Consider the following 26339-nt stretch of genomic DNA (forward strand, 5'->3'; position numbering starts at 1 on the left):
CACTGGGCAGATGACCTCGCCACAGTCGCGGCTGCGCGTTGTCGCCGCCCAGCCACACGTTGCCGATCTCGCGTCGACGGTGCGGGCACACGCACACGTCATCGACGTAGCTACACCGGATCTGGTTGTCTTTCCGGAACTCTCATTGACCGGGTACCGCTACGATGCGTTAGCCCTCTCGCCGGATCATGATGCCGACGCGCTGGAACCGATCGTGTCCGCGTGCGCCCGAACCGACGGTGTCGCGATCGTCGGGGCACCGGTGACTTATCAAGGAGCGAAAGCAATCGCGATGCTGAGGATTGACGCCACGGGCACCTCGATTGCCCACATCAAGTCCGCTCTGGGCGGTGTCGAATCCGCGCACTTCACCCCCGGTGCAGGACCATCTGTCATCGATGTCAAAGGTTGGCGGGTCGGGTTGGCGATCTGCAAGGAGAATCTCAATGAAGTTGTCAAGCCCCAGAGGGGGTGAGAATCGGAGGGTGTTGTCAGGCGGCCGCGCCGTGGACGTGGGTTGCGGAATCGGTTGTGGTGTAGGGCTTCTGGTCGCGGAGCATGGCCCATTGAACGTTGAGACGACGGCGTGCGAGCGCGATGACTGCTTGCACGTGTGTCTTGCCCTCGCGGCGTTTGCGTTGGTAGTAGACCTGCGAGACGGGATCGCGGTGTACTGCAACCTGCGCGGAGAGATAACAGGAACGCAGCAGTCGGCGGCTGTAGTGCCGCGGCCGGTGCAGGTTGCCGCTGATCCGGCCGGAGTCGCGGGGAACTGGTGCCAGGCCCGCGACGCCAGCGAGGCGGTCGACGGTGCCGAAGACGGTCATGTCGCCGCCGGTGGCGGCGAGGAACTCTGCGGCCAGGATGGTCCCGAAGCCGGGCATGCTGGTCAGGATTTCGGCGTGCGGGTGGCGGCGAAATCGGTCCTCGATCAGCGCTTCGGTGTCGCTGATTTCGCTGTTGAGGGTCATCACCTCCTTGGCCAACCGAGCCACGATCTGCGCGGCGACCTGCTGACCGCGGACCGTGACGTGCTGCTGATGCGCCGCGTCCATGGCGGTCTGCGCGACCGCGGCTGCATTGCGCACCTTGCGGTTACGCAACCAGGCCTCCAGTCGTGCGTGGCCCATACGGCGAATCGAATCGGGGGTCTGGTAGCCGGTCAACAAGGTCAACCCGGCCTTGGAACTGCTGTAGTCGATGGCTCGCTCGAGCGCAGGGAAGAACTCCAGCAAGGTGGCGCGCATCCGGTTGATTGCACGGGTGCGGTCGGCGACCAGGTCTGCCCGGCGGGCGGTCAGGATCCTGAGGTCGACCGCGATGTCGTCACCCGGGCGCAGGGGTTGCAGGTCGCGGCGCATCCGCGCCTGATCGGCGATGACTGCCGCATCCTTAGCGTCGGACTTACCGTCACCTCGGTAGCCCTTCGATGCGTGGTGCACGGTCCTGCCGGGCAGATAAAGCAGCCTCTGTTGCGCGTCGATCAGCAAAGCGATCAGCAGTGCCCCGCCGCCGGCGTTGAGGTCCATCGCCCAGGTGACCTCGCCACCGGCGGCAATGTCGCCGACCGTGGCGATCAGGTCAGTCAAGGCGGGTTCGTCGTTGTCGATCCGCCGCGACAAAAGTTGCTCCCCATCGGTATCGATTACAACGCAGTGATGCGCGGTCTTACCGGCGTCGACACCGGCCCATACTTGTCTCGCCATTCGTGCCTACCTCCGGAGTCGTTGGTGAACAGTAGGAATCCCTGCAGACGACATCCCCGGCGTGTCCTTACACAGCGATCGCATCGCGTCTCTCAATCAGCGGTCGAGTCGTCGCAGGACACCGGGCGGCCATTCTCCTTCAGCTGTACCCACCAGCAACACGATGACAGCCATACCCGGAGCCCCAGGGCAACTCACAGCCTACGAAACCACAGGTCTCCGGTCACCCCATCTAGAAAGGTAAGGACCGGTGACGACGTGTATACCCACTCGCTGGCGGTCGCCGAAATCGACGTGTACGCGTGCGGCGTCGTCCACCACGAGCACGAACTCGACGAGCAAGAACGTCGTGCACGAGCAATCGCAGCCGAATGCGGCGTACCGGTGGTGATGGCGAGCTTCGCCGGAGCCACAGGTGAGGGCTACTCGGTGACGGCGGGCCGGTCCGCTGTCTGGTCCCGTACGGGGACGCCGCCGGCCCGCGCGAGCGCCGAACCCGACGCCTACGCGGTCAGTGTTCTCACCCGACCGGTCCAGCTCACGTAGCCACTCTTACAGACGCCAAGCCACCCCTGAAAGTGGCGGCATCCGGGTCAAACGCCACTCGCCTTCTGGCACGCGCCCGCACCGACGGATCGAGAAGTGCGTCCGTTCTCGCGAACCCTCCGTCCGCTGTCATGTCCGCGAGTTCGTCCTGTTTGAGCCGACGGTCGAGTTCCCTGAGCGCCCGATCGACAATCGCTCGCGTGGACAGTCCCTCACCCAAGCGCGAACGTATGCTCTCGATCAGTTCGTCGTCGACATCATCGCTGGTACACCTCATCGGCCCTCCTCATATGGCTGATCAGCTCAGGCGACGAGCGGCGCGGTCCGCGAAAGCGTCGAGTGCGTCGGTGACTTCCTTGACGTGCCACATCCGGTTGCGGTTGAAACCGGTGAACTCGCGCAAGATTCCGGCCTCGACGAGCGGTTGTACGGTGCGGCCGACATTGCCGATGTTGATTCCCAATTCGGCTGCGACGGTGTCCGAATCGATGACCGGCCGGCGTAGCAGCACGTCAAGCAGTCGCCGCGATGCCGAGCCCTGCCGCGATGGCAACCGCGCCGCCCACGAGTCCGCCACGCCACGGAGATCGGCAACCAGGAGGCGACCGTTGCCGACAGCCACCTGCGCAGCCCCGGCGACGGCGCTGACGATGGGCGTGACGTCGCCGTGCCGGTACGCATCCAAGGCATCGAAGTAGCGTTGCGTGTTCTGCAGTAGCCCGGCAGAGACTGGAACGGTCACGTTCGTGGTGAGGCCGTAGTGGCGCATCATCGACTGGATCAGCGCGCGCCCGGTGCGTCCGTTGCCATCGGGAAACGGGTGGATGGCTTCGAACTGCGCGTGGGCGACGGCGATGAGGATCAGCGGGGCCACATCGGTCCGCCGGGCGAAGGCCACGAGGTCACCGACGAGTCCGGGGACCGATTCTGCCTGCGGCGCCACGAAATCGGCATCGTGCGGTCCGATGCTTGTGCCGCCGATCCACACCGCATCCGATCGCCACCGCCCCGCGATGTCAGGGTCCTGATCTTCCATGAGCGCATGGTGCATGGCCAGGATCGCGTCACCGTCAAGCCTGTCGGCCAGGCCGATCGCGGCGCGCATCGCCGCCACAGTGCCGACGACGGCGGTGGCGTTGCGCTTGTCCCGGCTTCCCAGTTCGGCCAGCGCGATCTGCTTGGCACCCGACGACAGATTCTCGATCTGCGAGGACGATGCCGACTCCGACCGCAGCAGGATCGAGGAGAACGGTGCGACCTCGTCGCCCAGATCGGCGTCGAACCGGGACACCATTGCCGACGCTTCGAGGGCCGCCGCGACGATGTCCGGAGCAACGACGGGCACCTTGTCGGCAATCGGCGGTACGACCGCCGCCCGATACGGTCCGCGGTAGCGCTCGCGCTGCGCACGGGTCAGGAGATCGCGCGGGATTGTCGGCCGCCACTCGACCTCGGCCCAGGTCACCGTCGGCCAGGGTGAAAGATCACCGGTAAGTGAGGACATCAATCCACCATATCCTCAGTTATCGGATAAGTGAGGACATGGGATCGCTTATCCTCACTTATCAGGTGAGGTAGTCGTAGGCGGGGGTGCCGGGTTCGAGGCGTTCGCAGTTCAGCCGGGAACGCGACATCCGGTCCATCACACCTGCCAGCCCGGCGGGTTCGCCGAGCTGGATACCCACCAGAGCCGCCCCTGTCTCGCGGTTGTTGCGTTTGACGTACTCAAACAGGGTGACGTCGTCGTCGGGGCCGAGTACCTCGTCGAGGAAACGGCGCAACGCACCCGGTTCCTGCGGGAAATGCACCAGGAAATAGTGTTTCAGCCCCTGATGGACCAGGGAACGTTCGATGATCTCGCCGTAGCGGGAGATGTCGTTGTTGCCGCCGGACACCAGGCACACGACGGTGGCGCCCGCCGGGATGTTGATCTCACTCAGTCCTGTCACCGCCAGGGCACCCGCGGGTTCGGCGATGATGCCCTCGTGCTGGTACAGGTCGAGCATCGCCGAACAGATCGCACCCTCATCGACGTGGGTGACATACGCCGCACCGGCCGCCAGTGTCACCGGACCGGCCGGCTTCACCTCGACTCCGGAGGTGATGCCGATCGCGTCGAGGACCGGATGCTCGCTGACCGCGGCCCCCATCCCCGACATCACCCGGTAGCCCAGACTGCCGATGCGTTTGACCGCGGCGCCGTCGACGAACGAGTCGATCGTCTCGAGCGTGTACGGGCCGCCGGTGGCCAGCGCCGCCGCCAGCGACACCGCGCCGGTCGGCTCGACGCCGACGATCGTCACCTCGTCGCTGATCGTGCGCAGGTACGAGGCGATACCGGCCAGGCACCCGCCGCCACCGACCGGGGTGATCACGTAGTCGGGAACCCTGCCGAGCTGTTTGACGATCTCAAGGGCAATCGTGCCCTGCCCCGCCGCGGTGCGGACATCGTCGAATGCATGAATCCAGGTGGTGCCCGAGCTCATCACATCGGCCTGCGCCGCCGCGGCGGCGGCATCGTAGGTGTCGCCGACCGCCAGTAATTCGACGAATTCACCGCCGTGCCAGCGGATTCTGTCGCGCTTCTGTTTAGGGGTGGTGGTAGGGACGTAGATCCGGCCACGCACCTTCATCGACCGACAGGCGTACGCGACGCCCTGGGCATGGTTGCCGGCACTCGCAGCGACGACGCCTTTGGCCAGTTCCTCCTCGGACAGCTGGGCCATCACGTTGTACGCGCCGCGGATCTTGTAGGACCGCACCGTCTGCAGATCCTCGCGTTTGAGATAGACCTGCGCACCGGTGTCGGCGCTCAGGCGTGGGCAGGCCTCCAGCGGTGTGCGGGCCACCGCGCCGGCGATTCGCATCGCGGCCGCTTCCACGTTCGCCACACCCAATGCCGACGAAAGGTCGACGTCTGCCGATCGCTGCACACTCACGGGTTACATGGTCTCACCGTCGGTGTGCGGGTGGGCGGCAGGGGGCGGGATCAGGTGCGGCGGCCGACCCACCAGAGGGTGGTGAGGGACAGGGCCGAGGCCCACATGGTGACCTCGCCCGATCCGGTGAGCACGAACGCGATCAGCGCGGCGATCACGGCCACGACCAGCGCACGCACCTTATACACCGGCCACGCCACGCCCGCGATGTCGACGGTCTCGTACACGCGAGGACTCCGGGCGGTATCGATCACCTCGATGATCGTGGTCATGGCGGGCCTCCAGAATCGGGTCCCATCATTCTAGGACACAAATCTTCGGTTAGCCGAACTTTCTGGACAGGTGTGACTGAAACCGCAGGCACCTCGCTAGGAAGTGAGGCAGCTCGGTCCCAACAGCGCCTTCAAATCGCCCATCAGTGCCGAACTGGGCGTGACCCGCAGGCTCTCGGTCAATCGCAGCAGGGTCTGCCGCTGATCGCTGACGAGGGTGACATGCACATCGGCCATACCGGGATGCCTGGTGAGGACCTGTTTGAGCTGTTGCACCCGGTCGGGGGTACATATGCGGGCAGGCAGGGTGAGACTGACCGGTTTGGTGGCTCCGGCAGTGGCCAGGTCGGGTACGACCAGGTCGTTGGCGCTGATCATCATGGAGTCGTCACGCATGTTGACGCGCGCCTTGATGAGCACGATGTTGTCGGCGACGATGTCGAGCCCGTACGTCTGGAAGGCACGCGGGAAGAAGTACACCTCCACACCGCCGACCATGTCCTCAAGGGTGACAGCCGCCCACGGCTCGCCCTTCTTGTTCACGCGGCGGGTGACCGACGAGATGATGCCACCGATGGTGATCTGCGCGCCGTCGGAAATGTTGCCTTCCAGCAGCGAGGTGATCGAGGTGTCGGTGTGCTGGGCGATGGCGTGCTCGACACCCGCGAGCGGATGGCCGGACACGTACAGCCCGAGCATCTCCCGCTCGAGGGCCAGCTTGTGTTTGGTGTCCCATTCCTCATCGGGCACCTTGACCGCGAACACATCGGCCATCGAATCATCGGCGCCGCCGCCGGCGTCGCCGAACAGATCGAACTGCCCGACGGCCTCGGCCTTCTTGGTGCCGAGAACCGATTCGATGGCGTCACTGTGAACCAGGAACAGACCCTTGCGCGGATGACCCAGCGAGTCGAAGGCACCCGCCTTCACCAGTGATTCGGTGACCTTCTTGTTGCAGGCCACCACGTCGATCTTGTTGAGGTAGTCGGAGAAACTCGTGTATTTCCCCTTCTCCTCGCGGGCGGACAGGATTGACGACACCACACCGGTGCCGACGTTGCGGATCGCGGCGAGACCGAACCGGATGTCGGCGCCGACGGCGGCGAAGTTGCGCTGGGATTCGTTGACATCCGGTGGCAGCACGGTGATTCCGAGCTTGCGGCAGTCGGCGAGATAGATCGCGGCCTTGTCCTTGTCGTCGCCGACCGAGGTCAGCAGACCCGCCATGTACTCGGCCGGATAGTTGGCCTTGAGGTAGGCGGTCCAGAACGAAACCAGGCCGTATCCGGCGGCGTGCGACTTGTTGAACGCGTAGCCGGCGAAGGGCAGCACCGTATCCCACAGCGCGGTGATCGCAGCCTGGGAGAATCCGTTGCCGCGCATGCCGTCGGCGAATCCGCCGTACGCCTCGTCGAGAATCTCCTTCTTCTTCTTGCCCATCGCGCGACGAAGCAGGTCAGCCTGGCCGAGCGAATACCCGGCGACCTTCTGCGCGATCTGCATGATCTGCTCCTGGTAGACGATCAGGCCGAACGTCTCGGAGAGGATCTCCCGGAGCGGTTCTTCGAGTTCGGGGTGGATCGGCTTGATGTCCTGCAGGCCGTTCTTGCGTTTGGCGTAGTCGGTGTGGGCGTTCACACCCATCGGCCCGGGCCGGTACAGCGCGAGGACGGCGACGATATCCTCGAAACCGGTGGGTTGCATCAGTTTCAGAAGATCACGCATAGCCGCACCGTCGAGCTGGAAGACGCCGAGGGTATCGCCGCGGGCGAGGAGTTCGTAGGTTTTGTCGTCCTCAAGGGGCAGCTTGTCGAGGTCCAGGTCGATTCCGCGGTTGAGTTTGATGTTCTCCAGCGCGTCACCGATCACCGTCAGGTTCCGCAGACCCAAGAAGTCCATCTTCAACAGACCGATGGCCTCACACGAGGGGTAGTCCCAGCCGGTGATGATCGCACCGTCCTGGGCCCGCTTCCACACCGGAATCGCATCGGTGAGCGGCTCGGACGACATGATCACCGCACACGCGTGCACACCCGCGTTACGGATCAGACCTTCCAGCCCGAGCGCGGTGTCGTAGATCTTCTTCACATCCGGGTCGGTCTCGATCAGCGTCCGCACCTCGGCTGCCTCGGAGAACCGCTCATGATCGGGGTCGGTGATACCCCACACCGGAATGTCCTTGGCCATGATCGGCGGCGGCAACGCCTTGGTGATCTTGTCCGCGATAGCAAAACCCGGCTGCCCGAACTGAACCCGCGCCGAATCCTTGATCGCCGCCTTCGTTTTGATCGTGCCGAACGTGATCACCTGGGCGACCTTGTCAGAACCCCACCGATCGGTGGCATAACGCACCATCTCACCGCGGCGACGATCGTCGAAGTCGATATCGATATCGGGCATCGACACCCGCTCGGGGTTGAGGAACCGCTCGAACAGCAGACCATGCGGAATCGGATCGATATTGGTGATACCCAACGCCCACGCCACCAACGACCCAGCAGCCGAACCACGACCCGGACCCACCCGGATCCCCACCTCCAGGGCATGCCGGATCAGGTCACCGACCACCAGGAAGTAGGCGGGGAACCCCATCTGGTTGATCACCCGCAACTCGTACTCGGCACGATCCAAGTACTCTTGCGGCACACTGCGCCCGGCGAACCGGCGCTGCTCCAGCCCCGCGAACACCTCCCGGCTCAGCCACGATTCCTGCGTATAGCCGTCCGGAACCGGGAAGATCGGCATCCGATCCCGATGAGTGAACACATCCTTATAGGATTCGACACGCTCACCGATCTCCAACGTCGAATCACACGCCCCCGGCACCTGGGAGTCCCACAACTCCCGCATCTCCTGCGCCGACTTGAGGTAGTAACCGTCACCGTCGAACTTGAACCGGGTGGGATCCGACAGCGTCTTACCGGTCTGCACACACAGCAACGCCTCGTGCGAGGAGGCGTGCTCCCGGGTCACGTAGTGGCAGTCATTGGTCGCAAGGGGTTTGATGCCGAGTTTGCGGCCGACATCGAGCAGACCCTCACGCACCCGCGATTCGATCTCGATACCGTGTTCCATCAACTCCAGATAGAAGTTCTCGGGCCCGAAGATCTCCTGCCACTTCGCGGCGGCTTCGAGAGCTTCGCGGTCATGGCCCAGGCGCAGCCGGGTCTGCACCTCACCCGACGGACACCCCGTCGTGGCGATGATCCCCTCGGCGTGGGCGGCGATCAGATCCTCATCCATCCGCGCCCACTTGCCGAGTTGGCCCTCGATCGAGGCCAACGAGGAGAGCTGAAACAGATTCCGCAGACCCGTCGCATTGGCCGCGACCATCGTCATATGGGTGTAGGCACCCGAACCCGACACGTCATCGGACTTCTGATCGCGGGTACCCCACAACACCCGTTTGGTGTCGAACCGCGAACCCGGCGCGATGTACGCCTCGATCCCGATGATCGGCTTCACATCATGTTTGACCGCCGAATTGTAGAACTCCGACGCCCCGAACATATTGCCGTGATCGGTCATCCCGATCGCCGACATCCCCAACCGCGTGGCCTCGGCGAACAACGGCGACACCTTGGCCGCCCCGTCGAGCATCGAATACTCGGTGTGATTATGCAGGTGAACGAAGGAATCGGTCACGGAGTCAGGTCACCTCACCAGTCGGGTACCGCACGCGGTCGTGCGTCGGGGCTTCACCCACTCTAGGCGCCTGCTGCGACATCGCACGACGGGCACGCCAGGGTGATGGTTGGGGCTGGGTGGACATGCGATCGCCCACGGCCGGGACGCGATTCAACTGCCGCGCAGAACGTCGAGGGCGTGCTGCAGGTCGTCGGGATAGTCGCTGCTGAACTCGACGCGGCGGCCGTCGGCGGGATGGGCGAAGCCGAGGGTCTTGGCGTGCAGCCACTGCCGTTCGAGGCCGAGTCTGGCGGCCAGCGTCGGGTCGGCACCGTAGGTGGGATCGCCGCAGCACGGGTGGTGCAGGGCCGAGAAGTGCACCCGGATCTGATGGGTGCGCCCGGTCTCCAGATGCACGTCGAGCAGCGACGCTGAGGCGAACATCTCCAGCGTCTCGTAGTGGGTGATGCTGGGCTTGCCGCTCGCGGTGACCGCGAACTTCCAGTCGTTGCCGCGGTGACGGCCGATCGGGGCGTCGATGGTGCCGATCGGCGGATCGAGGTGCCCCTGCACCACGGCGTGATAGCCCTTGTCGACGGTGCGCTGTTTGAACGCCCGTTTGAGCAGTGTGTACGCGCGTTCGGAGACGGCGACCACCATCACACCGGAGGTGCCGACGTCGAGGCGGTGCACGATCCCCTGCCGTTCGTGGGCGCCGGAGGTGGAGATGCGGAAGCCCGCGGCCTCCAGCGCACCGATAACCGTCGGCCCGCTCCAGCCCAGAGACGGATGCGCGGCGACGCCGACCGGTTTGTCGACGACCACGATGTCCGAGTCGTGGTAGATGACATCGAGATCCTCGACCGGGGTCGGCTCGACGCGCAGCGGTTCGGCGGGCGCCGGCAACACCACATGCAACAGCGACCCCGCGGCCAGCTTGTGCGATTTGCCCACCTCCACGCCGTCGACGGTCACATCACCGGCGTCGGCCAGACCTGCGGTGACGGTACGCGACAGACCCAGGATGCGGGCCAGACCGGCGTCCACCCGCATCCCGTCGACCCCGTCGGGGACGGGCAACATCCGGGACTCACGCATCGTTCTCACCGTTCTCGGCATGGGTACCGGTTTCCGACAGGCCACGGGCGGCGAATCCGGTGCGCGATCCGTCGTACTCGTAGCCCAGCAGCGACAGCACCACCAGTAGGATCGCACCGCACACGACGGCCGAGTCCGCAACATTGAACACCGGCCACCAGCCGACCGACACGAAATCGACGACGTGACCGCGCAGCGGGCCCGGAGAGCGCAGCATGCGGTCGATGAGGTTGCCGATCGCGCCGCCCAGGACGAGCGCGATGCCGACGATCCACCACGTCGAGACCAGTCGGGAGGCGTACCGCAGGATGCCGATGACCACCACGAGCGCGACGAGGGTAAGCACCCAGGTGTAGCCGGTGGCCATCGAGAAGGCGGCGCCGCTATTGCGGACCAGGGTCAGTGTGACGGTGTCGCCGACAACCCTGATCGGATCGCGCGGGTCGATGTTGGCCACCGCCAGCGCCTTGGTCACCTGGTCGAGACCGATGACGGTCAGCGCGATGGCCGCCAGCATCGCCAGGGTGCGCCGGGCGCGACCGCCGTCGGTGCTCCCGCCGTCGTCGGTGCTGTTGTAGCCGGTGTCGTTGTCGTCGGTGCTGTTGTAGCCGGTGTTGTTGTCGTCGGTGCTGTTGTCGTCGGTGCTGTTGTCGTCGGTGCTGTTGTCGTCGATGCCGCCGGTGTCGGTGTCGGTGTCACCGGGTGCGTCTTGTCTGGGCGCTTCGAGCTTGGGCGCCGCTTCTCTGGCCGGGCTACCGGGCGATTCGCTCATCGGGTCCTCATCCACCTGTCCATCATCCCGTAGTCCTGCAATAGTGTAGTCCTGCAATAGTCTGGCCCCGTGCCCCCGATTGCGCGTGTGTCGCTCCGTTCCGTGTCAGCCACCGACGCGCCCGCCGCACGGACCCGTCGGCGGGCGGCCGTGCCGGCGATCGCGGCCGCCACCGCGTGTGCGCTGACCCTCGCGCTCTCCGCGTGCGGCTCGGACGAGGACGACGACACCGCCGCGACCGAAACCTCGGCCACCGGCTGCGCCGCCGAATCGACCTCCGGCCGCTCCGACGTCGATCCGATCCCGGTCGCACCGGCCAAGATCACCGTCACCGACCCCGGAGCACAGCCCCGGAAGATTCCGGCGGCCGCCCCCGAGCGCGCCACCCCACAGACCACCACGGTGTCGGTCACCTCCACCGCCGTGTCGCGGACCGTCCAGGACGGGATCGACGATCGCCGCCAGACCGTCAACATTCCACTGACCGCCCGATTCGGCTGTCAGGACTCCACCGACGTCGAGATGACGCTGGCGACACCGACCTCACCCGATCCAACACTCGACGAACAACTCGCCGAAGCCGAAGGCGGCCGGGCCGGGATGGCCGTCGGCCCGGGCATCATGCCCATCTCGTTGCGTCTGCTGCCCACCGGGTCGTCGGGGCCCGAGGCCCGGCACGCCATCGAGCAGTCACTGGTGCAGGCCTTGCAGGTGTCGGTCGCACTGCCCACCGTGCCCGTCGGGGTCGGTGCGGTGTGGACCTCACAGCGTTCGATCAGCGGGGCGGTGACCGTCACGCAGGTGATGACGATCACGCTGACATCGTGGACGGGAAACCGGGTGGTGCTCGGCGTGACCCTGGAGGAGACGCCGATCAACTCGGTGTTCGCGGTCCCGGGCACCAGCGAGACCATCACGCTGCGGCGCTACTCCAACGAGGGCACCGGGACGGTCACCGTCGATCTCGGGCGCGCCCTGCCCGACCACGCCGCCCTCACCCTCACCGGGGCGCGCGAACTGGTCGGCTCAGACGAGTCGGCGCCCATCGTGCAACGCACGGGGGCCACCGTGAACTGGCGGGCACGCTGATCGCTCGGTGTACCCACCGGTTCGACGGCGGCCCATGCGACCCACCACTGCCGGGGTCGCGGCTATTCGAAGACCCTGATCAGCTCGCTGCCGGGCAGAGTTTTGTGGTGACGTCCCCGCTCATGCCGACCAGACCGCACACGGTGGACTGCGCCAGCTTCCAGCGGCCGTCGATATAGGTGATGCCCGCGTCGATCTTGGTGGCCGGGTTGTCGGGCAGCTTCACCTGCACCTTGACGGTGGCCTTGTTGGGTCCGGCCGAAGTCACCGGCGGCACGATCTTGTAGGTGACGTCGGGGTTCTCCTCGACGAGCTTGACCAGCGCGTCGAAGATGGCCGGATCCTTCTCACCGCCCTCGACCAGGTCGACCTTCTCGGAGCTGTCGACGTCGGGGTCCAGCGCCGTCGAGAGCATCGTGTTCAGAGTCGCGACCGACGGCTTCACGGTGGCATCGGTCACGTCGCCGGCATCGGAACCACCGGCGTCGGTGCCGCTCGTGTCAGTCGACGCCGACGTCTGGGCCGCGGTCGTGGTGGGCAGTGGCGCGTCATCGTCGTCGGAACCACAACCGGTTGACACCAACGCTATGGATCCCGCAATGACTGCTGCCGTAATCAACTTCGGATACTTCACCGAATCTCCCTCACTGTCCTTCGATCGTTGCGGCACGGGCGGGGCAGCCAGCCGTCAGCGACTGTCCCCCGGCTCCTGAGCTCACACCACTATGCCAAACGATGCTGAGGGTATCTGAAGGAGTGAACGGCACCACCGAAGGTCGGTGTATCCCGATCGTCCGGGTTGCTTCGGTGTATCCCGATCGTCCGGGTTGCTGTTGACGGCGCCGCCCGCAGCCGACAGGGTGGATTCATGGCAGCGTCGACGATCGTCTTGCTCACCACCGGCGGCACCGTGGCCGCCACCACCACCGCAGACGGCGCGGTCCCCGCACTCGCCGCCGCCGATCTTGTGCCGGACCTGTCCGCGCCGCACGGCGAACCCCTGCCCGACATCGCCGTCTCGCCCGTCGACCTGATGTCGGTGGACAGTTCGGCGATGACCTCGGCCGACCGGTTCGCCATCGTCGGGGCGATCGGTGCCGCGCTCTCGGACCCGGCCGTGACCGCCGTCGTGGTGACGCACGGGACCGACACGATGGAGGAGACCGCCTACCTCGCCGACCTGTTCCACGCCGACGAACGGCCCGTGGTGTTCACCGGTGCCCAGTTTCCGGCCGACACGCCCGAGGCCGACGGGCCACGCAATATCGAGGACGCGCTGCGGGTGGCGGCCGACCCGTCCTCGCGGGGCAAAGGCACCCTGGTGGTCCTCGGCGGCCGGATGTGGTCGGCCCGAGGCATCTTCAAGGTGTCCACCGACAATCCGATCGCCTTCGACACCGCCCATCCCGATCTGCCGCGGCCGCTGGTGGAGGCCGACGTGGCCGCGGTGGGTCACGCGCGGGTCGACGCCTTCACACTGTATCCGGGGGTGTCGCCCGGCATCATCGCCGCGGCCGTTTCGCAGAACGCCGCCGGAATCGTGCTCGCCGCAACAGGTTCGGGCAACACCCACCCCGATGTGACCGCACAGGTGGCCCGGGCCGTCCACGACGGCGTGGTGGTGGTGGTGACCAGTCGCGTCCCGTACGGCCCCATCGTCCCCACCTACGGCGGTGGCGGTGGCGCCGTCGATCTCGAACGGGCCGGCGCCATCATCTCCCGCTGGCTCCGTGCGCCGCAGGCCCGCATCGCCCTGGCCGTACTGCTGGGCGCCGGCTACGACGCCGCCGACATTGCCGAGTTCTTCCGGGCCAGTGACCCGGAGTAGCCGGGCCGCCGTCCGGCACAACGGCATCGGAGTGGGTCGAATACGTTCGACCGCCACGTGGTCCATTGGTTCCGCGACCGAGAGGCGCGCACAAACCCGATCGGACCTACACCCACACCAGGCTGTCGAGCGGGTCGGCCCGGCGAAGTTCGGAGGTGGCGGACGAGAAGGTGACGGCGCGGCCGGGGCCGGTTGCGCTGGTTTCGAAGCGGACCGTGACGACGCCGTGGCCGGCGCCCTGCACCCAGCCGTGGCCGTGTTCGGCGTGGACGACATCGGCGCCCGTCACCCATTCGGTCGTGCCCGGATCGCCCTTCTGCACACTCACCACCCCTTCGGATACCGGTTCGGTTGCCGTGGTGGACGCCTCCGGACCGGCCGGGGTGGTGAGGTCGTCGAACAGGGCGTATTGCTCGGTGTCGGTGAGACCCGAAAAGCTCACGCCGACCAGGCGGATCGGGCCGATCTCCACCGGGTCGAGGGCCAGACGCTGGGCTGTCGCGGTCAGGACGTCGAGGTCGGTGGTGCCCGATCCGAGGGTTGCCGACCGCGTGAGAATCGACATGTCGGCGCGTTTGAGTTTGAGCACCACGGTGCGGGCGCCGCGGCCGTCGGCGAGCAGTCTGCGATGAGCGTCGGCGGCAGCTCTGGAAAGGGCGGCCCGCAGTCCCGACAGCACCGTGATGTCTTCCGGGAACGTCGATTCGGCACTGATCTGTTTGGCGGAGGCGCGTTCGGCAACCGGCCGGTCGTCGATGCCCTGGGCGAGGCGGTGCAGCGTAGGACCGAGGGTGACGCCCAGAACCGAGGACACCTCCAGATCGGAGAGCGCGGCGAAGTCGCCGATGGTGTCGACGCCGAGCCGGGTCAGCTTGTCCCCCGACACCGGGCCGATCCCCCACAGTTTGCGAACCGGGAGTGCGTGCAGGAAGCCGAGTTCGGCGCTCGGTGCCAAAGCCAGTACGCCGTCGGGTTTGGCCATGCCGGAGGCGATCTTGGCGATCTGCTTACCGCTGCCGAATCCCACCGACGCGGTCAGGCCCGTGTCGGACCTGATCCGGGTGCGGATGGTCTCGGCGAACGCGGTGGCCTCGGCGACCGAAGCGCCGACCAGTTCGACCGGCTCGCCGAACGCCTCGTCGAATGAGAGCATCTCTATCACCGGAATCGCCTCGCGCACAATAGAAAATGTACGCTCGCTGGCCTTGCGGTACACCGACCCGCGCGGCGGCAGGACCACCGCGCCCGCCCCTATCAGGCGCCGGGCCTGATGCATCGGCATCGCCGAACGGGCACCGAACGCGCGCGCCTCGTAGCTCGCCCCGGCGACCACTCCCCGACCGCCGAGCCCGCCGACCAGAACCGGGCGTCCGCGCAGCGTCGGGCGGGTCAACTGTTCGACGGAGGCGAAGAACGCATCCATGTCCAGGTGCATCACCCAGCGCGCGCCGCGTTCGTCATCGGATGAATAGGGCACAGCGCCATCGTAGTTCGGTGCACGCATGATTCGGTGCGGGGTCGGTCCCCCGTCAGTCGGCGGGGCACACGATGAACACGGGGAGTTTGTGGGCGTGGGCGGCGATCTCGTCGACCGTCGCACCAGGGGCCAGACCGTCGGGCAGGAACCGGCCCACCTCCCAGCCCCACTTGCCGAGGTATGCCTCGATAATCGGGGCGCGGTCGGCCACCGGAGTTTCGGTCAGCACAATGTGGCGCACCGTGCGCCCCCGGCCCAGTTGGGCCATCGGGGTGGCTCGCACGTTGCGGACCCACTGCGTCTCGCCGCGGACGGCGACCAGGTACTCGGCGCCGTCAAATGTCAGTGGATTCACCGGGATCTGTTGTGGCCGTCCGGTTGTCCGCCCGGTGACGGTCAGCGTCCGGGCACCGGCGAGGTTGATGCCGAACGCGGCGAGCCGGCCGACGACGGCATTGAAGACTCGGTCGGTTCGGGTCGGCGGGACGTAGTGGGCGGCGGTGTTCATGCGGTCCTCCTCAGGTGCTGATCCGGTTCGGGATGTTCGAGAGCGCTGCTCTCGCTATGAGTGTGCGCCCCGACTCCGGCAATTGCAAGAGCACCGCTCTCGTTTCTGGCATGATCGGGAAGTGACCACGAACGACACGCCGAAGCCCGGCCGCGGCCGGGCGGCCAACCGGGAGGCGATGGAACGGCAGATCCGTGACCTCGGCCGCAGCCACCTGCGCACACACGGAGCGGCGGGACTGTCGCTGCGGGCGATCGCCCGGGAATTGGGCATCGTGTCGTCGGCGGTGTACCGATACGTGCCCAGCCGGGACGATCTGCTCACCCTATTGCTGGTGGACGGGTACACCGACCTCGCCGACACCGTCGACGCGGCGCTCACGCAGGTCCGCGACGATCCGCGGGCGCGGCTCTTGACTGTGGCGACGGCGGTACGACTCTGGGCCGTCGATGATCCGGCGCGCTGGGCCCTACTGTACGGCAGCCCGGTGCCCGGCTACGCGGCGCCCGCCGAACGAACCGTACTCCCCGGCACGCGGGTGGTCGCGACCCTGTTACGTGAGCTCGGCGGCGCGTATGAACGCGGGCTGGTGTCCGAGGATCTACCGGCCGCGTCCACCGAACTGTCGGTGGATCTCGATGTGATCCGGGACGAATTCGACCTCGAATTGCCCGATCCGGTGGTCGCCGCCGGATCGGCACTGTGGGCCATCCTGATCGGAGCGGTCAGCCTGGAAGTGTTCGGGCAGTACGGAACCGATACGTTCCGGCACCCGGAGACGTTGTTCGACGCGCAGATCTGCCTCCTGCTGTCCCGGATTCTGCGGTAGCTGAGGACGAGGCAGCGGTGCCGCCGGGGGAAAGCCCCACTGCGGCACCGCTGCCCGAACAGGCGCACCTGTCAGGCGTCGGCCTTGGTGATGTCGGCGGTGACGCCGTCACCGAGTTCGATGGCACCGGAATCCGATTCGGCGGATACCACGTCGAAGACGACGGCGAGGACCTCGCCGGCGATCAGCCCGGCGTGCCGCTGTGCCCACTCGAGCCGTTCGGCGGGCACCACCAGCCGCACCTCGATGCGGTCGGAGACATCGAGACCCAGTGAGCGACGGGCATCCTGGAGCTCACGTACCCGATCCTTCGCCCACCCCTCGGCCTCCAGTTCCTCGGTGACTGCGGTGTCGAGCACCACCAGACCGCCGCCGCCCGGCAACTCCGCCGTCGAATCCGGTTCGACCGCGACGAGTTTGCGGGAAAACTCGCCCTCGACCAGGTCGACGCCACCCGCCGATACCACCTCGGTGCCGTCCGGTTCTGTTCGTACCGACCAGTTCCCGGCCTTGACCGCCTTGATCACCTGCTGCACCTGCTTGCCCAGACGCGGTCCGGCGGCCCGGGCGTTGACGGTCAGCTCGTACCGGCCGAACCTGTCGGCGTCGGTCGCCAGGGTCACCGACTTGACGTTCATCTCGTCGGCGATCAGATCGGTGAACGGACGCAACCGCTCGGCGGTGGGCGATGCCACGGTCAGTCCGGGCAGCGGCAGGCGCACGCGCAGTTTGTTTGCCTTGCGCACACTCGACGCCGTGGAACACACCGCCTGCACCTCGTCCATCGCGGCCACCAAATCCGCGTCGGCGGGCACCTCGTCGGCAGACGGCCAATCCGTCAGGTGCACCGAGCGTTCCCCGGTCAGGCCCCGCCAGATGGCCTCGGTGGCCAGCGGCAGCAGCGGCGAGGCGAGCCGGCACGCCACCTCCAGCACCGTGTACAGGGTGTCGAAGGCGTCACCTTCGGTGTCCTGCCCGGCCCAGAACCGCGACCGCGACCGGCGCACATACCAGTTGGTCAACGACTCGACGAACTCGCGGAACGCCTCGCACGCACCGGCGATGTCGTACACGTCGAGTGCCTCGGTCATCGTCTCCCGCGTGGCGGCGAGCTTGGCCAGGATGTACCGGTCGAGCACATGCTCGGAGTCGGTGCGCCAGGCGGCCGGACGGTCGGCGTAGAGCTGCAGGAAGCTGTAGGCATTCCACAGCGGCAGCAGCGCCTGACGCACACCTTCGCGGATACCCCGTTCGGTGACGATGAGGTTACCGCCGCGCAGCACCGGCGATGCCATCAGGAACCAGCGCATCGCGTCGGAGCCGTCGCGGTCGAAGACCTCGTTGACATCCGGGTAGTTGCGCTTGGACTTGGACATCTTCTGACCGTCGTCGCCGAGCACGATGCCGTGCGCGATCACACTCTTGAACGCGGGCCTGTCGAACAGGGCGGTGGCCAGCACGTGCAGGTTGTAGAACCAGCCGCGGGTCTGCCCGTTGTATTCGACGATGAAATCACCTGGATTGTGCGCGGTTTCGTGCGATCCATCCCCTGCCGACCCCCCGTCGAACCAGCCCTTGTTCTCGAACGGGTAGTGCACCTGCGCGTAGGGCATCGATCCCGACTCGAACCAGCAATCGAGCACCTCCGGCACCCGACGCATCGTCGAATGACCGGACGGGTCATCGGGATTGGGTCGAGTCAGCTCGTCGATGTACGGACGGTGCAGGTTGGTCGGGCGCACGCCGAAGTCGCGTTCGAGCTCATCGAGCGAGCCATACACGTCCACGCGCGGGAACTCGGGGGCGTCCGACACCCACACCGGGATGGGCGCACCCCAGTACCGGTTGCGGCTGATGTTCCAGTCACGTGCTCCCTCAAGCCATTTGCCGAACTGGCCGTCGCGGATATGCGAGGGTGCCCAGGTGATCTCCTGGTTCAGTTCCAGCATGCGCGCCTTGATCGGGGTGACCGCCACAAACCAGGACGGCACCGCCATGTAGATGAGAGGCTGTCCCGACCGCCACGAGTGCGGGTAGGAGTGCTCGATGGTCTCGTGCCGCAACACCTTTCCTGCGGCTTTGAGGTCCTTGATGATGACCGGGTTGGCGTCGAAGACCATCAGGCCGTCATACGGCGGCACCTGCGAGGTGAACCTGCCACCCTGGTCGAGGGGCTGGACCACCTCGATGCCGTTGGCGGCGGCCACGTCCATATCCTCTTCACCGAACGCGGGTGCCAGGTGCACGACGCCGGTACCGCTGTCGGTGGTGACGTAGTCGGCCAACAGCACCCGGTGCGCGTTCGGATGCCCGACGAAAAAGTCGAACGGCGGTGTGTACGAGAGGTTTTCCAGGTCGCGACCCAGATGGGTCGCCACTTCGGTGACCTCACCGAACTCCTTGGCGTACACCCCCAGCCGTGCCTTGGCGAGCAGGTAGTCCTGGCCGTCCGCGGCCTTGACATGGACGTACTCGACGTCGGGATGGACCGCGACGGCCAGGTTGGACGGCAGGGTCCACGGCGTGGTGGTCCAGATGAGCGCGTTCACACCGTCGAGCGGGTTTCCGGGGGCGACGATTGGCATCCGCACGGTGAGCGCCGGATCCTGCCGCATCCGGTAGGCATCGTCGAGTTTGGATTCCTGGTTGCTCAGCGGGGTCTGCTCGTACCAGGAGTACGGCAGCACCCGGTAGCCCTGGTAGATCAGCCCCTTGTCGTGCAGGCGTTTGAACGCCCACATCACCGACTCCATGAAGTCGAGGTCAAGCGTCTTGTAGTCGTTGTCGAAGTCGACCCACCGAGCCTGGCGGGTCACGTAGTTGCGCCATTCGCCGGTGTACCGCAGAACCGAATCGCGGCAGAAGTCGTTGAACTTCTCCACGCCCATCGTCTCGATCTCGGACTTGTCGGTGATGCCGAGTTGCCGTTCTGCTTCGAGTTCGGCGGGCAGACCGTGTGTGTCCCAGCCGAAGCGGCGCTCGACCTTCTTGCCGCGCAACGTCTGATAACGGGGCACCACGTCCTTGACATAGCCGGTGAGCAGGTGACCGTAGTGCGGAAGACCGTTGGCGAACGGCGGTCCGTCGTAGAACACGAACTCGTCGGCGTCGGCGCGGTTGTCGATGGACGCCGCGAAGGTGCCGTCGGCCTGCCAGTAGTCCAGGACGAGCTTTTCGACGTCGGGGAAACTGGGCGCGGTGCGGCCGGTTCCGCCGGTGAGGTCGACGAGCGGGTAGGTGCGTCCGACGCCGCCGACAGCGGTGTTGTGCTGGGGGTGTGCGTTGTCCCCGGGTGTGTCTGTCACAGTGCCTCCTCGTGCCGAACTCTCGAAGTGCCGCATCGGTTGTCGGCTCTTCGCGAGAGTGCTTGCACGGGGACGCATCGGTGTCGTCTCCCGACACCGGGCGCGGTACCACCCCGCTTGCGTCGCACACGGCGACACCCCTCCACGGTCTGCGCATCTGTGGTCGGCGATGCACACACCTGCGGCTGTGACGGGCCGCTACCCGCCTGGGTCTAGTGAGGACTGCGGTGGGCGGTCCCGTTCTTCCAGGTGCTCCCCGGTGATGGCCGGATCGACGCGCGCACCGCTGCGTGCCCTGTGCCGGGCCCTTCGGTGCAAACGACAGTGTAGCGCCGCCGAGCAGCGCTACACAATCGGTTTTCCCTGTTCAGGCGGTTTCCCTGGTCAGGGTTCGTTGCTGCGGCGCTGTCGCCGCAGCCGGTTCAGGTACCAGGACGCCACTCCGGATCGAGCGGGTCGATCTTGCGACGACGACCGGTCACCGGGGGCGCACCCGCGGTGTCACTGTCCGGCCGGCCGGGCTGCTCGGATGCGGCCGAGGGCAACCAGGGACGTGGGGTCTCCTGCGAGTTGGTGCTCGGACCGTCGACCGGACCGAACTGTCCACGCCGGGCGCCGGGCGCCGGGTACTGCGGTCGCGGTGGCTGCGGAACACCACCGGTCGTGGGCTGGCCACCCCATGTGTCGGTACGGCCGTCCTGCGGGTTCTGCTGCTGCGGGCTTGTCGGCCGCAGGTTGTGCGGCTGCGGATTCTGCGGGGGCACCAGCCGTTGTGGCGGGGCCTCCGGCAGACCGCCGACCGACCTGAGGTAGTCGTCGTAGCCACCGGCCGGGCGACCCGGCGAAGGTGCGGGCTGCCGACCCGACGGGGGCGCGGACTGCGGTCGCGGCGGTGTCGGTGCGGGCTGGCCATAGCCGGCCACGTCCGGTTGCTTGCCCAGTACCGGGCCGTTCAGGCCGGCCGGTATCGAGCCCTGGCCGGCGCCACCGACAGCGGATGGTCCGGCCGTCGGTGCCCCGAGGCGTTGCGTCGAGGCATTCCCCGGCCCCGATGCCCGAACGCCTGGTTCACGAGCGGCTGGTTCTTCGACGTCGGCGAACGCCCGAGGACCCGATGCGGCCGCATCGTTCCACGCCGGGGCCGCGGTGGGCACGACGACAGAACGCGGCTGAGCCGGGATCGAGCCCGAGCGGGTGGCCCCGCGGGGTCCGCCCGGCCGGTGACGCACGGGTGTGCCACCGACCTCCTCCGCCTCGTCGTCGAGGGAACCGTCATCGGTGAGGGCGCTGGTGGAGGCCGCCCGACGACCGCCGACCGATGCCCCGACCATCTGCTCGACGCTGCGTGAGGGCGCGCGACGAGCCGATCCGATGACGTCGGCGATCAGGAATCCCAGACCGCCCAGACACACGAGGATACAAGTGATAGCGAGCCAGACCGTGCCGGTCACCAGTCCCAGAATCAGCAGGACGAACGCGATCAGTGTGGCGGCAAGTGCCAATGCGAGCACGATGTATGCCTTACCTTGTTCTCCCGGTCAGTTCGTGTAACCCGCGGAGTATCCGCCGGAATTCTGCTGTTCGGCGGGATAGCCGCTCTCGACCGGTGCTGCGCTACCCCGCTGCTGGAGCTCCTCGAGCTGCGATTCGAGATAGGTCTTGAGGCGGGTGCGGTATTCGCGTTCGAACGTCTTGAGCTGTTCGATGCGGCCTTCGAGAACGGTGCGCTGCTGGTTGATGGTGCCCATGATCTCGGAATGCTTGCGCTCGGCGTCGGCCTGCAGTGCATCCGCGCGTTCCTGCGCCTGGCGTAGCTGGGTTTCCGATCGGGTCTGCGAGTCGGCGAGAATGGCCTCGGAGCGCTGACGGGCATCGGAGAGAAGGGCGTCGGCCTTGGCCTGGGCTTCGTTGACCATGGTGTCCGACCGCGTGCGCGCGTCACCGAGAAGCGTGTCCGCCTCGGCCCGGGCGCTGCCGGCCACTCGATCGGCGGTGTCCTGGGCCAGGGCGAGAACCTTGGCCGCACGCAGGCTGGCGTCCTGGTCGACGGCGCCGGGCCGTGCCGCCGCCGCCGCGACCGGGGCCACCTCCGTGGGTACCGGGGGTGCAACCTTGAGGACCTGCGTCTGCTCGTCGCCCGCCTGGTCGTCGGCGGCGCCGCCACCGGCGGCGAGATCGGCTTCGAGTTCTTCGACCCGCTGTTTGAGATCGGAGTTCTCTTCGATCAGCCGGGCCAGTTCCTGCTCGACGAAATCGAGGAACTGATCGACCTCGTCCTCGTTGTAGCCGCGTTTACCGATCGGCGGTTTACTGAACGCGACGTTATGCACATCAGCTGGTGTCAGCCGCATGTCGGTCCCCTCATTCTCGTCTCGAGGCCGCTTGTCGTCTCGAGTTCGTTCGTAAGTATCTCGATGTTCTCGTGGTCCAGGCTATCGGAGTCCGGGCCACCGGGTGAGCGACCCGCAGGAACGGGACCCGGTCAGGTCCACATCCTCGGCCAAACGCCACCCCTACAGTTTGACACTACTAGCAATTCATATCAGTCAAAATTTGTCACTCCGGCGCCATACTGTCACACCCACCCCATCTGTCACATCGGATCGATGCAGTCTCGAAATACAATAGTGACTCGATCATGACATCTATAGTGCCAGTTGCCCAGTTTCGGGTTCGGTGGGTCGCGATGAACGCGCAATTGGGCGACCGGTCACCGGTCAGAGGACGTCAGAGGACGAGCGCGAGTGCGGTCCCGGACGAGTTCGCGGCACCTTGCGCGATTCGCATCCCGATGATGACAACAATCATGACGATCATCAACGAGAGGTCCAGGCGCACGGGACCGAGCGGGATCGGCGGGATCAGCCGCCGGAGAAGTTTGATGGGCGGGTCGGTGGCGGTGAAGACGGCCTCGATGATCACCACCGTTATTCCGGTGGGCCGCCACTCACGTGCGAACGAACGCACCAGCTCGACCACGAGACGGCCCAGGAGCAGGAGCCAGTACACGAACAGGATGTAGTAGAGAACCAGATAGAAGGTGGTCACAACACAAGGTTGCCTGATCGGTCGGTACACGTCTCAACGCGGTGCCGATTTTGCGGAGTTCCGGCGGGTCGGTCGGGCGGGTCGGTCGGGCGACGGACCGAGGAGCGAGCGGGAGCCTGCGACCGGTGAGCGACGAGGGAAGACGATGCACGGGCCCGGCCTGTCAGCAGACCAACCAGCAATTCAGTGGTTGTAGAAGCCGGTTTCGGCGATCTTGCGCCGGTCCTCGGGGGTGACGTCGACGTCGGCGGGTGAGAGCAGGAAGACCTTGGTGGCGACCTTGTCGAAGGAGCCGCGGAGCGCGAAGGCCAGACCGGCGGCGAAGTCGACGAGTCGTTTGGCGTCGTCGTTGCTCATGTTGACCAGGTCCATGATGACCGGGCTGCCGTCGCGGTAGCGTTCGCCGATGGTGCGGGCTTCGCTGTAGTCGGAGGGCCGCAGGGTGGTGATCTTGTGCAGTGGCCCGTCGGCGAAGATCCGGTCGAGTTCGTGCTGGTCACCGACGCCGGGGCGGGTGTTGGTGGTGCGGAGGGTGGCGGAGGCGCTGCGCTGGAGCGGTTCGAGGCGCGCGGGCTGGCGCAGGCGCTCGTTCGGTTCGTTGATGTGCCGTCCTCCGGCATAGGCGTATTCGGGCTTGTCGTAGCCACGCTCGTCGTGGCGGCGGTCGTCATCGTAGCCGTAGTCGGCGCCGCGGGCTCCGTCGGCGAATGCGCCGCTGCGGTAGTCGGCGTCGCGGTAGCCGCTGTCGCGGTAGCCGCCGTCGGCGTAGTCGGGTTCCCGGTAGTCGCTGTCGCGGTATCCGGAGTCGCGGTAGTCGGAGTCGCGGTAATCGTCGTAGTCGTCGTAGCCGCGGTCACGAACGGCACGCAGGGGCGCGCCGGGCTCTTCGAGGTAGTCGTCTTCGTACTCGCTCGGAGGCACCATGCCGAAATATGCCTTGAACTTCTGCATTGTGGTCATTGCGGGTCTCCGATCGTCGCGACACAAGTTGAAGCTGTTGTCACAGTGCTTGATGGTTCTTATGTGACCGATGTGATTAATGAGAGACTAGCGCCGTCTCACCGCCGGAGCGGCGACCGACACGCAGGCATCACCAACGATCTTCGATCCGGTATTCACGATCCCGACACATGCGGTCGCAGCACCGATTGTTGTTGCGCGGGAGCGGAACTGCCGGTCAGGACGATCACCGGCCCAGATCGGGCAGAGCGGCTGACCGGCCTTCATCGACGTCAGCCCTCCATCCAGATGACCGACGCGAGCCGGCCAGTGGGCGCGCCCCCGCGGTGACTGAAGAGGCTGGAATCGGCGATCGTGCACCGCGGATCGACCGCCACCGCCCCGACGCCCGCGTCGAGAAGTTGCCGGTGCACCCCGGCACGGATGTCGAGTCCGGGAGTGTTGCGGGTGGTGGTGCAGGCGCTGCCCGGCAGATGTGCCTCCACATCGCGCTGCATCGGCAGTGGCACCTCATATCGGGCACCGGAGGCTGCGGGTCCGAGCAGCGCACCCATACGATCGGGGCGCGCGCCGAGTTCGATCATCGCGCGCAACACCTCGCCGATGATGCCGATCCGGGCACCCACCCGGCCCGCGTGGACGGCGGCGATCACACCCGCCTCGTCGTCGCTGAGCAGGACCGGCACGCAGTCGGCGGTCAACACGACCAGCGCGAGCCCCGCGGCGGTGGTCACCAGGGCGTCGGTGGCGGGCACCGCGGAGGCGGTCGGCTCGCGGACGATGGTGACGTTCCTGCTGTGAATCTGCTCCATCCATACCATCGACGACGGCGGCAGACCGATGTGGTCGGCCAGCCTGCGCCTGTTGGCCGCGACCGCCGCCGGATTGTCTCCGACGTGGTCACCGAGATTGAAGGAGTCGTAGGGAGGCCGTGACACGCCTCCGGCACGAGTGGTGACGACACGCCGCACGGTGGCGGGTCCGGGAGTCGATCTCCCGGACCTGGCACCTGTGGTGGATCCGGACATGCCGTTCATCATCGGGGTCGGACGGGCCTCAGCGCTTCATGAAAGACGGCACATCGACGTCGTCGTCGTCGATCCGCACACTGTTGGCGCGGGGTGCCTCCTCGTTGGTGCTGAAGGGATCGCCGGATGTCGGCGCCTTACCGAAGAGCGGATCGGTGGCCGGGGCCCGGCCGACGCTGCCGGCCTGCCCCGCGCCGACCACTCCGGTCCGCGTCGTGGTGGCCGTGGTGGTCGCCGCCTTGGCCGGAGCCGCCGGGGTCTCGGTCCGCTGACGCGGCCCGCCGTCGAAACCGGCTGCGATCACGGTGACCCGCACCTCGTCGCCGAGGTTGTCGTCGATGACCGTTCCGAAGATGATGTTGGCATCTTCGTGCGCGGCCTCCTGCACCTGCGTGGCGGCGTTATGGATCTCGAACAGGCCGAGATCGCTGCCGCCGGCGATCGAGATCAGGACGCCCCGGGCACCTTCCATCGATGCCTCCAGCAGCGGCGAGTTGATGGCCGATCCGGCGGCCTTCTTGGCCCGGTCCTCTCCCCTGGCCGAGCCGATGCCCATCAACGCGCTGCCGGCATCGCTCATGACGCCCTTGACGTCGGCGAAGTCGACGTTGATCAGACCCGGGGTGGTGATCAGATCGGTGATGCCCTGAACGCCGTTGAGCAGCACCTCGTCCGCGCTGCGGAAGGCGTCCATCAGGGTCACCTGGGCGTCGCCGAGCTGGAGCAGTCTGTCGTTGGGGATCACGATGAGGGTGTCGCAGGATTCGCGCAGCGCCACGATGCCGTTCTCGGCCTGGTTGCCGCGGCGCTTGCCCTCGAAGGAGAAGGGTCGGGTGACGACCCCGACAGTCAGCGCGCCGAGCTTGCGCGCGATCTGGGCCACGACGGGCGCACCGCCCGTGCCGGTGCCACCACCCTCGCCCGCGGTCACAAACACCATGTCGGCGCCTTTGAGCAGCTCCTCGATCTCGTCGCGCGCGTCCTCGGCAGCACGACGGCCCACCTCCGGATCGGCACCCGCGCCGAGTCCGCGCGTGGAGTCACGGCCGACGTCGAGCTTGACGTCGGCATCGCTCATCAGGAGCGCCTGGGCGTCGGTGTTGATCGCGATGAACTCGACTCCTTTGAGTCCTTGTTCGATCATCCGGTTGACGGCGTTGACGCCGCCGCCGCCGATGCCGACGACCTTGATCACGGCCAGGTAGTTGTGCGGTGGCGTCATATCCATCGCCTTCCTCATCGGTGTTGTAGCTGCAGCTGCGGACGGAGGTTCCGTGACGGCGGGATCTGGATAACCCTCCGGTAAA

The 26339-nt window shown here is 66.5% G+C and carries 22 protein-coding genes; 5 read left to right on the plus strand and 17 right to left on the minus strand.

The window, feature by feature from the left end; genetic code table 11:
- Positions 1–10 precede the first annotated feature (10 nt).
- A complete protein-coding gene (locus GII31_RS13160; RefSeq protein WP_213243692.1) occupies positions 11–475 on the plus strand; it encodes a carbon-nitrogen hydrolase family protein in 465 nt (154 codons plus the stop codon).
- A gap of 16 nt (positions 476–491) precedes the next feature.
- Here GII31_RS13160 and GII31_RS13165 read toward each other — a convergent pair whose 3' ends face one another.
- Entirely contained in the window at positions 492–1706 is a 1215-nt protein-coding gene (locus tag GII31_RS13165; RefSeq protein ID WP_213243249.1) for an IS110 family RNA-guided transposase, read from the minus strand.
- Positions 1707–1964: 258 nt separating this feature from the next.
- On the opposite strand from GII31_RS13165, the gene GII31_RS13170 reads away from it, so the two are divergent.
- Entirely contained in the window at positions 1965–2252 is a 288-nt protein-coding gene (locus GII31_RS13170; protein ID WP_213243694.1) for a hypothetical protein, read from the plus strand.
- A gap of 298 nt (positions 2253–2550) precedes the next feature.
- Here GII31_RS13170 and GII31_RS13175 read toward each other — a convergent pair whose 3' ends face one another.
- The 6 genes from GII31_RS13175 to lspA all read right to left on the minus strand — a co-directional run bounded on the left by GII31_RS13175 (position 2551) and on the right by lspA (position 10960).
- Positions 2551–3756, minus strand: a complete 1206-nt coding sequence (locus GII31_RS13175; protein ID WP_213243698.1) for a Fic family protein — start codon at positions 3754–3756, stop codon at positions 2551–2553.
- Between the two features lie 61 nt (positions 3757–3817).
- Positions 3818–5119, minus strand: coding sequence for a threonine ammonia-lyase IlvA (gene ilvA / locus GII31_RS13180; RefSeq protein ID WP_246222311.1), 1302 nt, complete (start codon positions 5117–5119; stop codon positions 3818–3820).
- Between the two features lie 122 nt (positions 5120–5241).
- Positions 5242–5463 carry a hypothetical protein gene (locus tag GII31_RS13185; RefSeq protein WP_213243700.1) on the minus strand — a complete coding sequence of 74 codons (222 nt, stop codon included), beginning with the start codon at positions 5461–5463 and terminating at the stop codon, positions 5242–5244.
- Between the two features lie 96 nt (positions 5464–5559).
- Positions 5560–9108 (minus strand): DNA polymerase III subunit alpha, encoded by a 3549-nt coding sequence (gene dnaE, locus GII31_RS13190; RefSeq protein ID WP_260839976.1) that lies wholly within the window; start codon positions 9106–9108, stop codon positions 5560–5562.
- 153 nt (positions 9109–9261) lie between these two features.
- Positions 9262–10188: an RluA family pseudouridine synthase gene (locus GII31_RS13195; RefSeq protein WP_213243704.1), complete on the minus strand. Its 927-nt coding sequence runs from the start codon at positions 10186–10188 to the stop codon at positions 9262–9264.
- Positions 10181–10960: a signal peptidase II gene (lspA, locus tag GII31_RS13200; RefSeq protein ID WP_246221865.1), complete on the minus strand. Its 780-nt coding sequence runs from the start codon at positions 10958–10960 to the stop codon at positions 10181–10183. The genes GII31_RS13195 and lspA overlap by 8 nt, the downstream gene beginning before the upstream one ends.
- A gap of 102 nt (positions 10961–11062) precedes the next feature.
- Here lspA and GII31_RS13205 point away from each other — a divergent pair, with 102 nt between their 5' ends.
- Entirely contained in the window at positions 11063–12049 is a 987-nt protein-coding gene (locus GII31_RS13205; RefSeq protein ID WP_246221866.1) for a hypothetical protein, read from the plus strand.
- A gap of 79 nt (positions 12050–12128) precedes the next feature.
- Here GII31_RS13205 and GII31_RS13210 read toward each other — a convergent pair whose 3' ends face one another.
- Entirely contained in the window at positions 12129–12629 is a 501-nt protein-coding gene (locus tag GII31_RS13210; RefSeq protein ID WP_322973072.1) for a hypothetical protein, read from the minus strand.
- Positions 12630–12917: 288 nt separating this feature from the next.
- Here GII31_RS13210 and GII31_RS13215 point away from each other — a divergent pair, with 288 nt between their 5' ends.
- Positions 12918–13877, plus strand: coding sequence for an asparaginase (locus GII31_RS13215; RefSeq protein WP_213243708.1), 960 nt, complete (start codon positions 12918–12920; stop codon positions 13875–13877).
- Between the two features lie 106 nt (positions 13878–13983).
- Here the strand turns inward: GII31_RS13215 and GII31_RS13220 are convergent, their stop codons facing one another.
- A complete protein-coding gene (locus tag GII31_RS13220; RefSeq protein ID WP_407649816.1) occupies positions 13984–15381 on the minus strand; it encodes a DNA polymerase IV in 1398 nt (465 codons plus the stop codon).
- A gap of 25 nt (positions 15382–15406) precedes the next feature.
- Positions 15407–15862: a nitroreductase/quinone reductase family protein gene (locus GII31_RS13225; RefSeq protein WP_213243710.1), complete on the minus strand. Its 456-nt coding sequence runs from the start codon at positions 15860–15862 to the stop codon at positions 15407–15409.
- A gap of 178 nt (positions 15863–16040) precedes the next feature.
- On the opposite strand from GII31_RS13225, the gene GII31_RS13230 reads away from it, so the two are divergent.
- Entirely contained in the window at positions 16041–16691 is a 651-nt protein-coding gene (locus GII31_RS13230) for a TetR/AcrR family transcriptional regulator (protein ID WP_213250363.1), read from the plus strand.
- A gap of 71 nt (positions 16692–16762) precedes the next feature.
- Here GII31_RS13230 and ileS read toward each other — a convergent pair whose 3' ends face one another.
- The 7 genes from ileS to ftsZ all read right to left on the minus strand — a co-directional run bounded on the left by ileS (position 16763) and on the right by ftsZ (position 26254).
- The gene (gene ileS, locus GII31_RS13235; protein WP_213243712.1) at positions 16763–19996 is read right to left on the minus strand and encodes an isoleucine--tRNA ligase; all 3234 of its coding nucleotides are present in this window, start codon (positions 19994–19996) and stop codon (positions 16763–16765) included.
- A 422-nt stretch (positions 19997–20418) separates the two neighbouring features.
- On the minus strand, positions 20419–21507 hold the full coding sequence (locus GII31_RS13240; protein WP_213250919.1) for a hypothetical protein: 1089 nt from the start codon (positions 21505–21507) through the stop codon (positions 20419–20421).
- Positions 21508–21534: 27 nt separating this feature from the next.
- Complete coding sequence (gene wag31 / locus GII31_RS13245; protein WP_260839977.1) at positions 21535–22347, minus strand: DivIVA-like cell division protein Wag31; 813 nt, start codon at positions 22345–22347, stop codon at positions 21535–21537.
- A 376-nt stretch (positions 22348–22723) separates the two neighbouring features.
- On the minus strand, positions 22724–23044 hold the full coding sequence (locus GII31_RS13250) for a YggT family protein (protein ID WP_213243716.1): 321 nt from the start codon (positions 23042–23044) through the stop codon (positions 22724–22726).
- Positions 23045–23227: 183 nt separating this feature from the next.
- Positions 23228–24004 carry a cell division protein SepF gene (locus GII31_RS13255; protein ID WP_213243718.1) on the minus strand — a complete coding sequence of 259 codons (777 nt, stop codon included), beginning with the start codon at positions 24002–24004 and terminating at the stop codon, positions 23228–23230.
- Between the two features lie 272 nt (positions 24005–24276).
- Positions 24277–25032, minus strand: coding sequence for a peptidoglycan editing factor PgeF (gene pgeF, locus GII31_RS13260; protein ID WP_213243720.1), 756 nt, complete (start codon positions 25030–25032; stop codon positions 24277–24279).
- A 28-nt stretch (positions 25033–25060) separates the two neighbouring features.
- Positions 25061–26254, minus strand: coding sequence for a cell division protein FtsZ (gene ftsZ / locus GII31_RS13265; protein WP_213243722.1), 1194 nt, complete (start codon positions 26252–26254; stop codon positions 25061–25063).
- Positions 26255–26339: the final 85 nt, after the last annotated feature.

Source organism: Gordonia pseudamarae (genome assembly GCF_025273675.1).
Lineage (GTDB): Bacteria > Actinomycetota > Actinomycetes > Mycobacteriales > Mycobacteriaceae > Gordonia > Gordonia pseudamarae.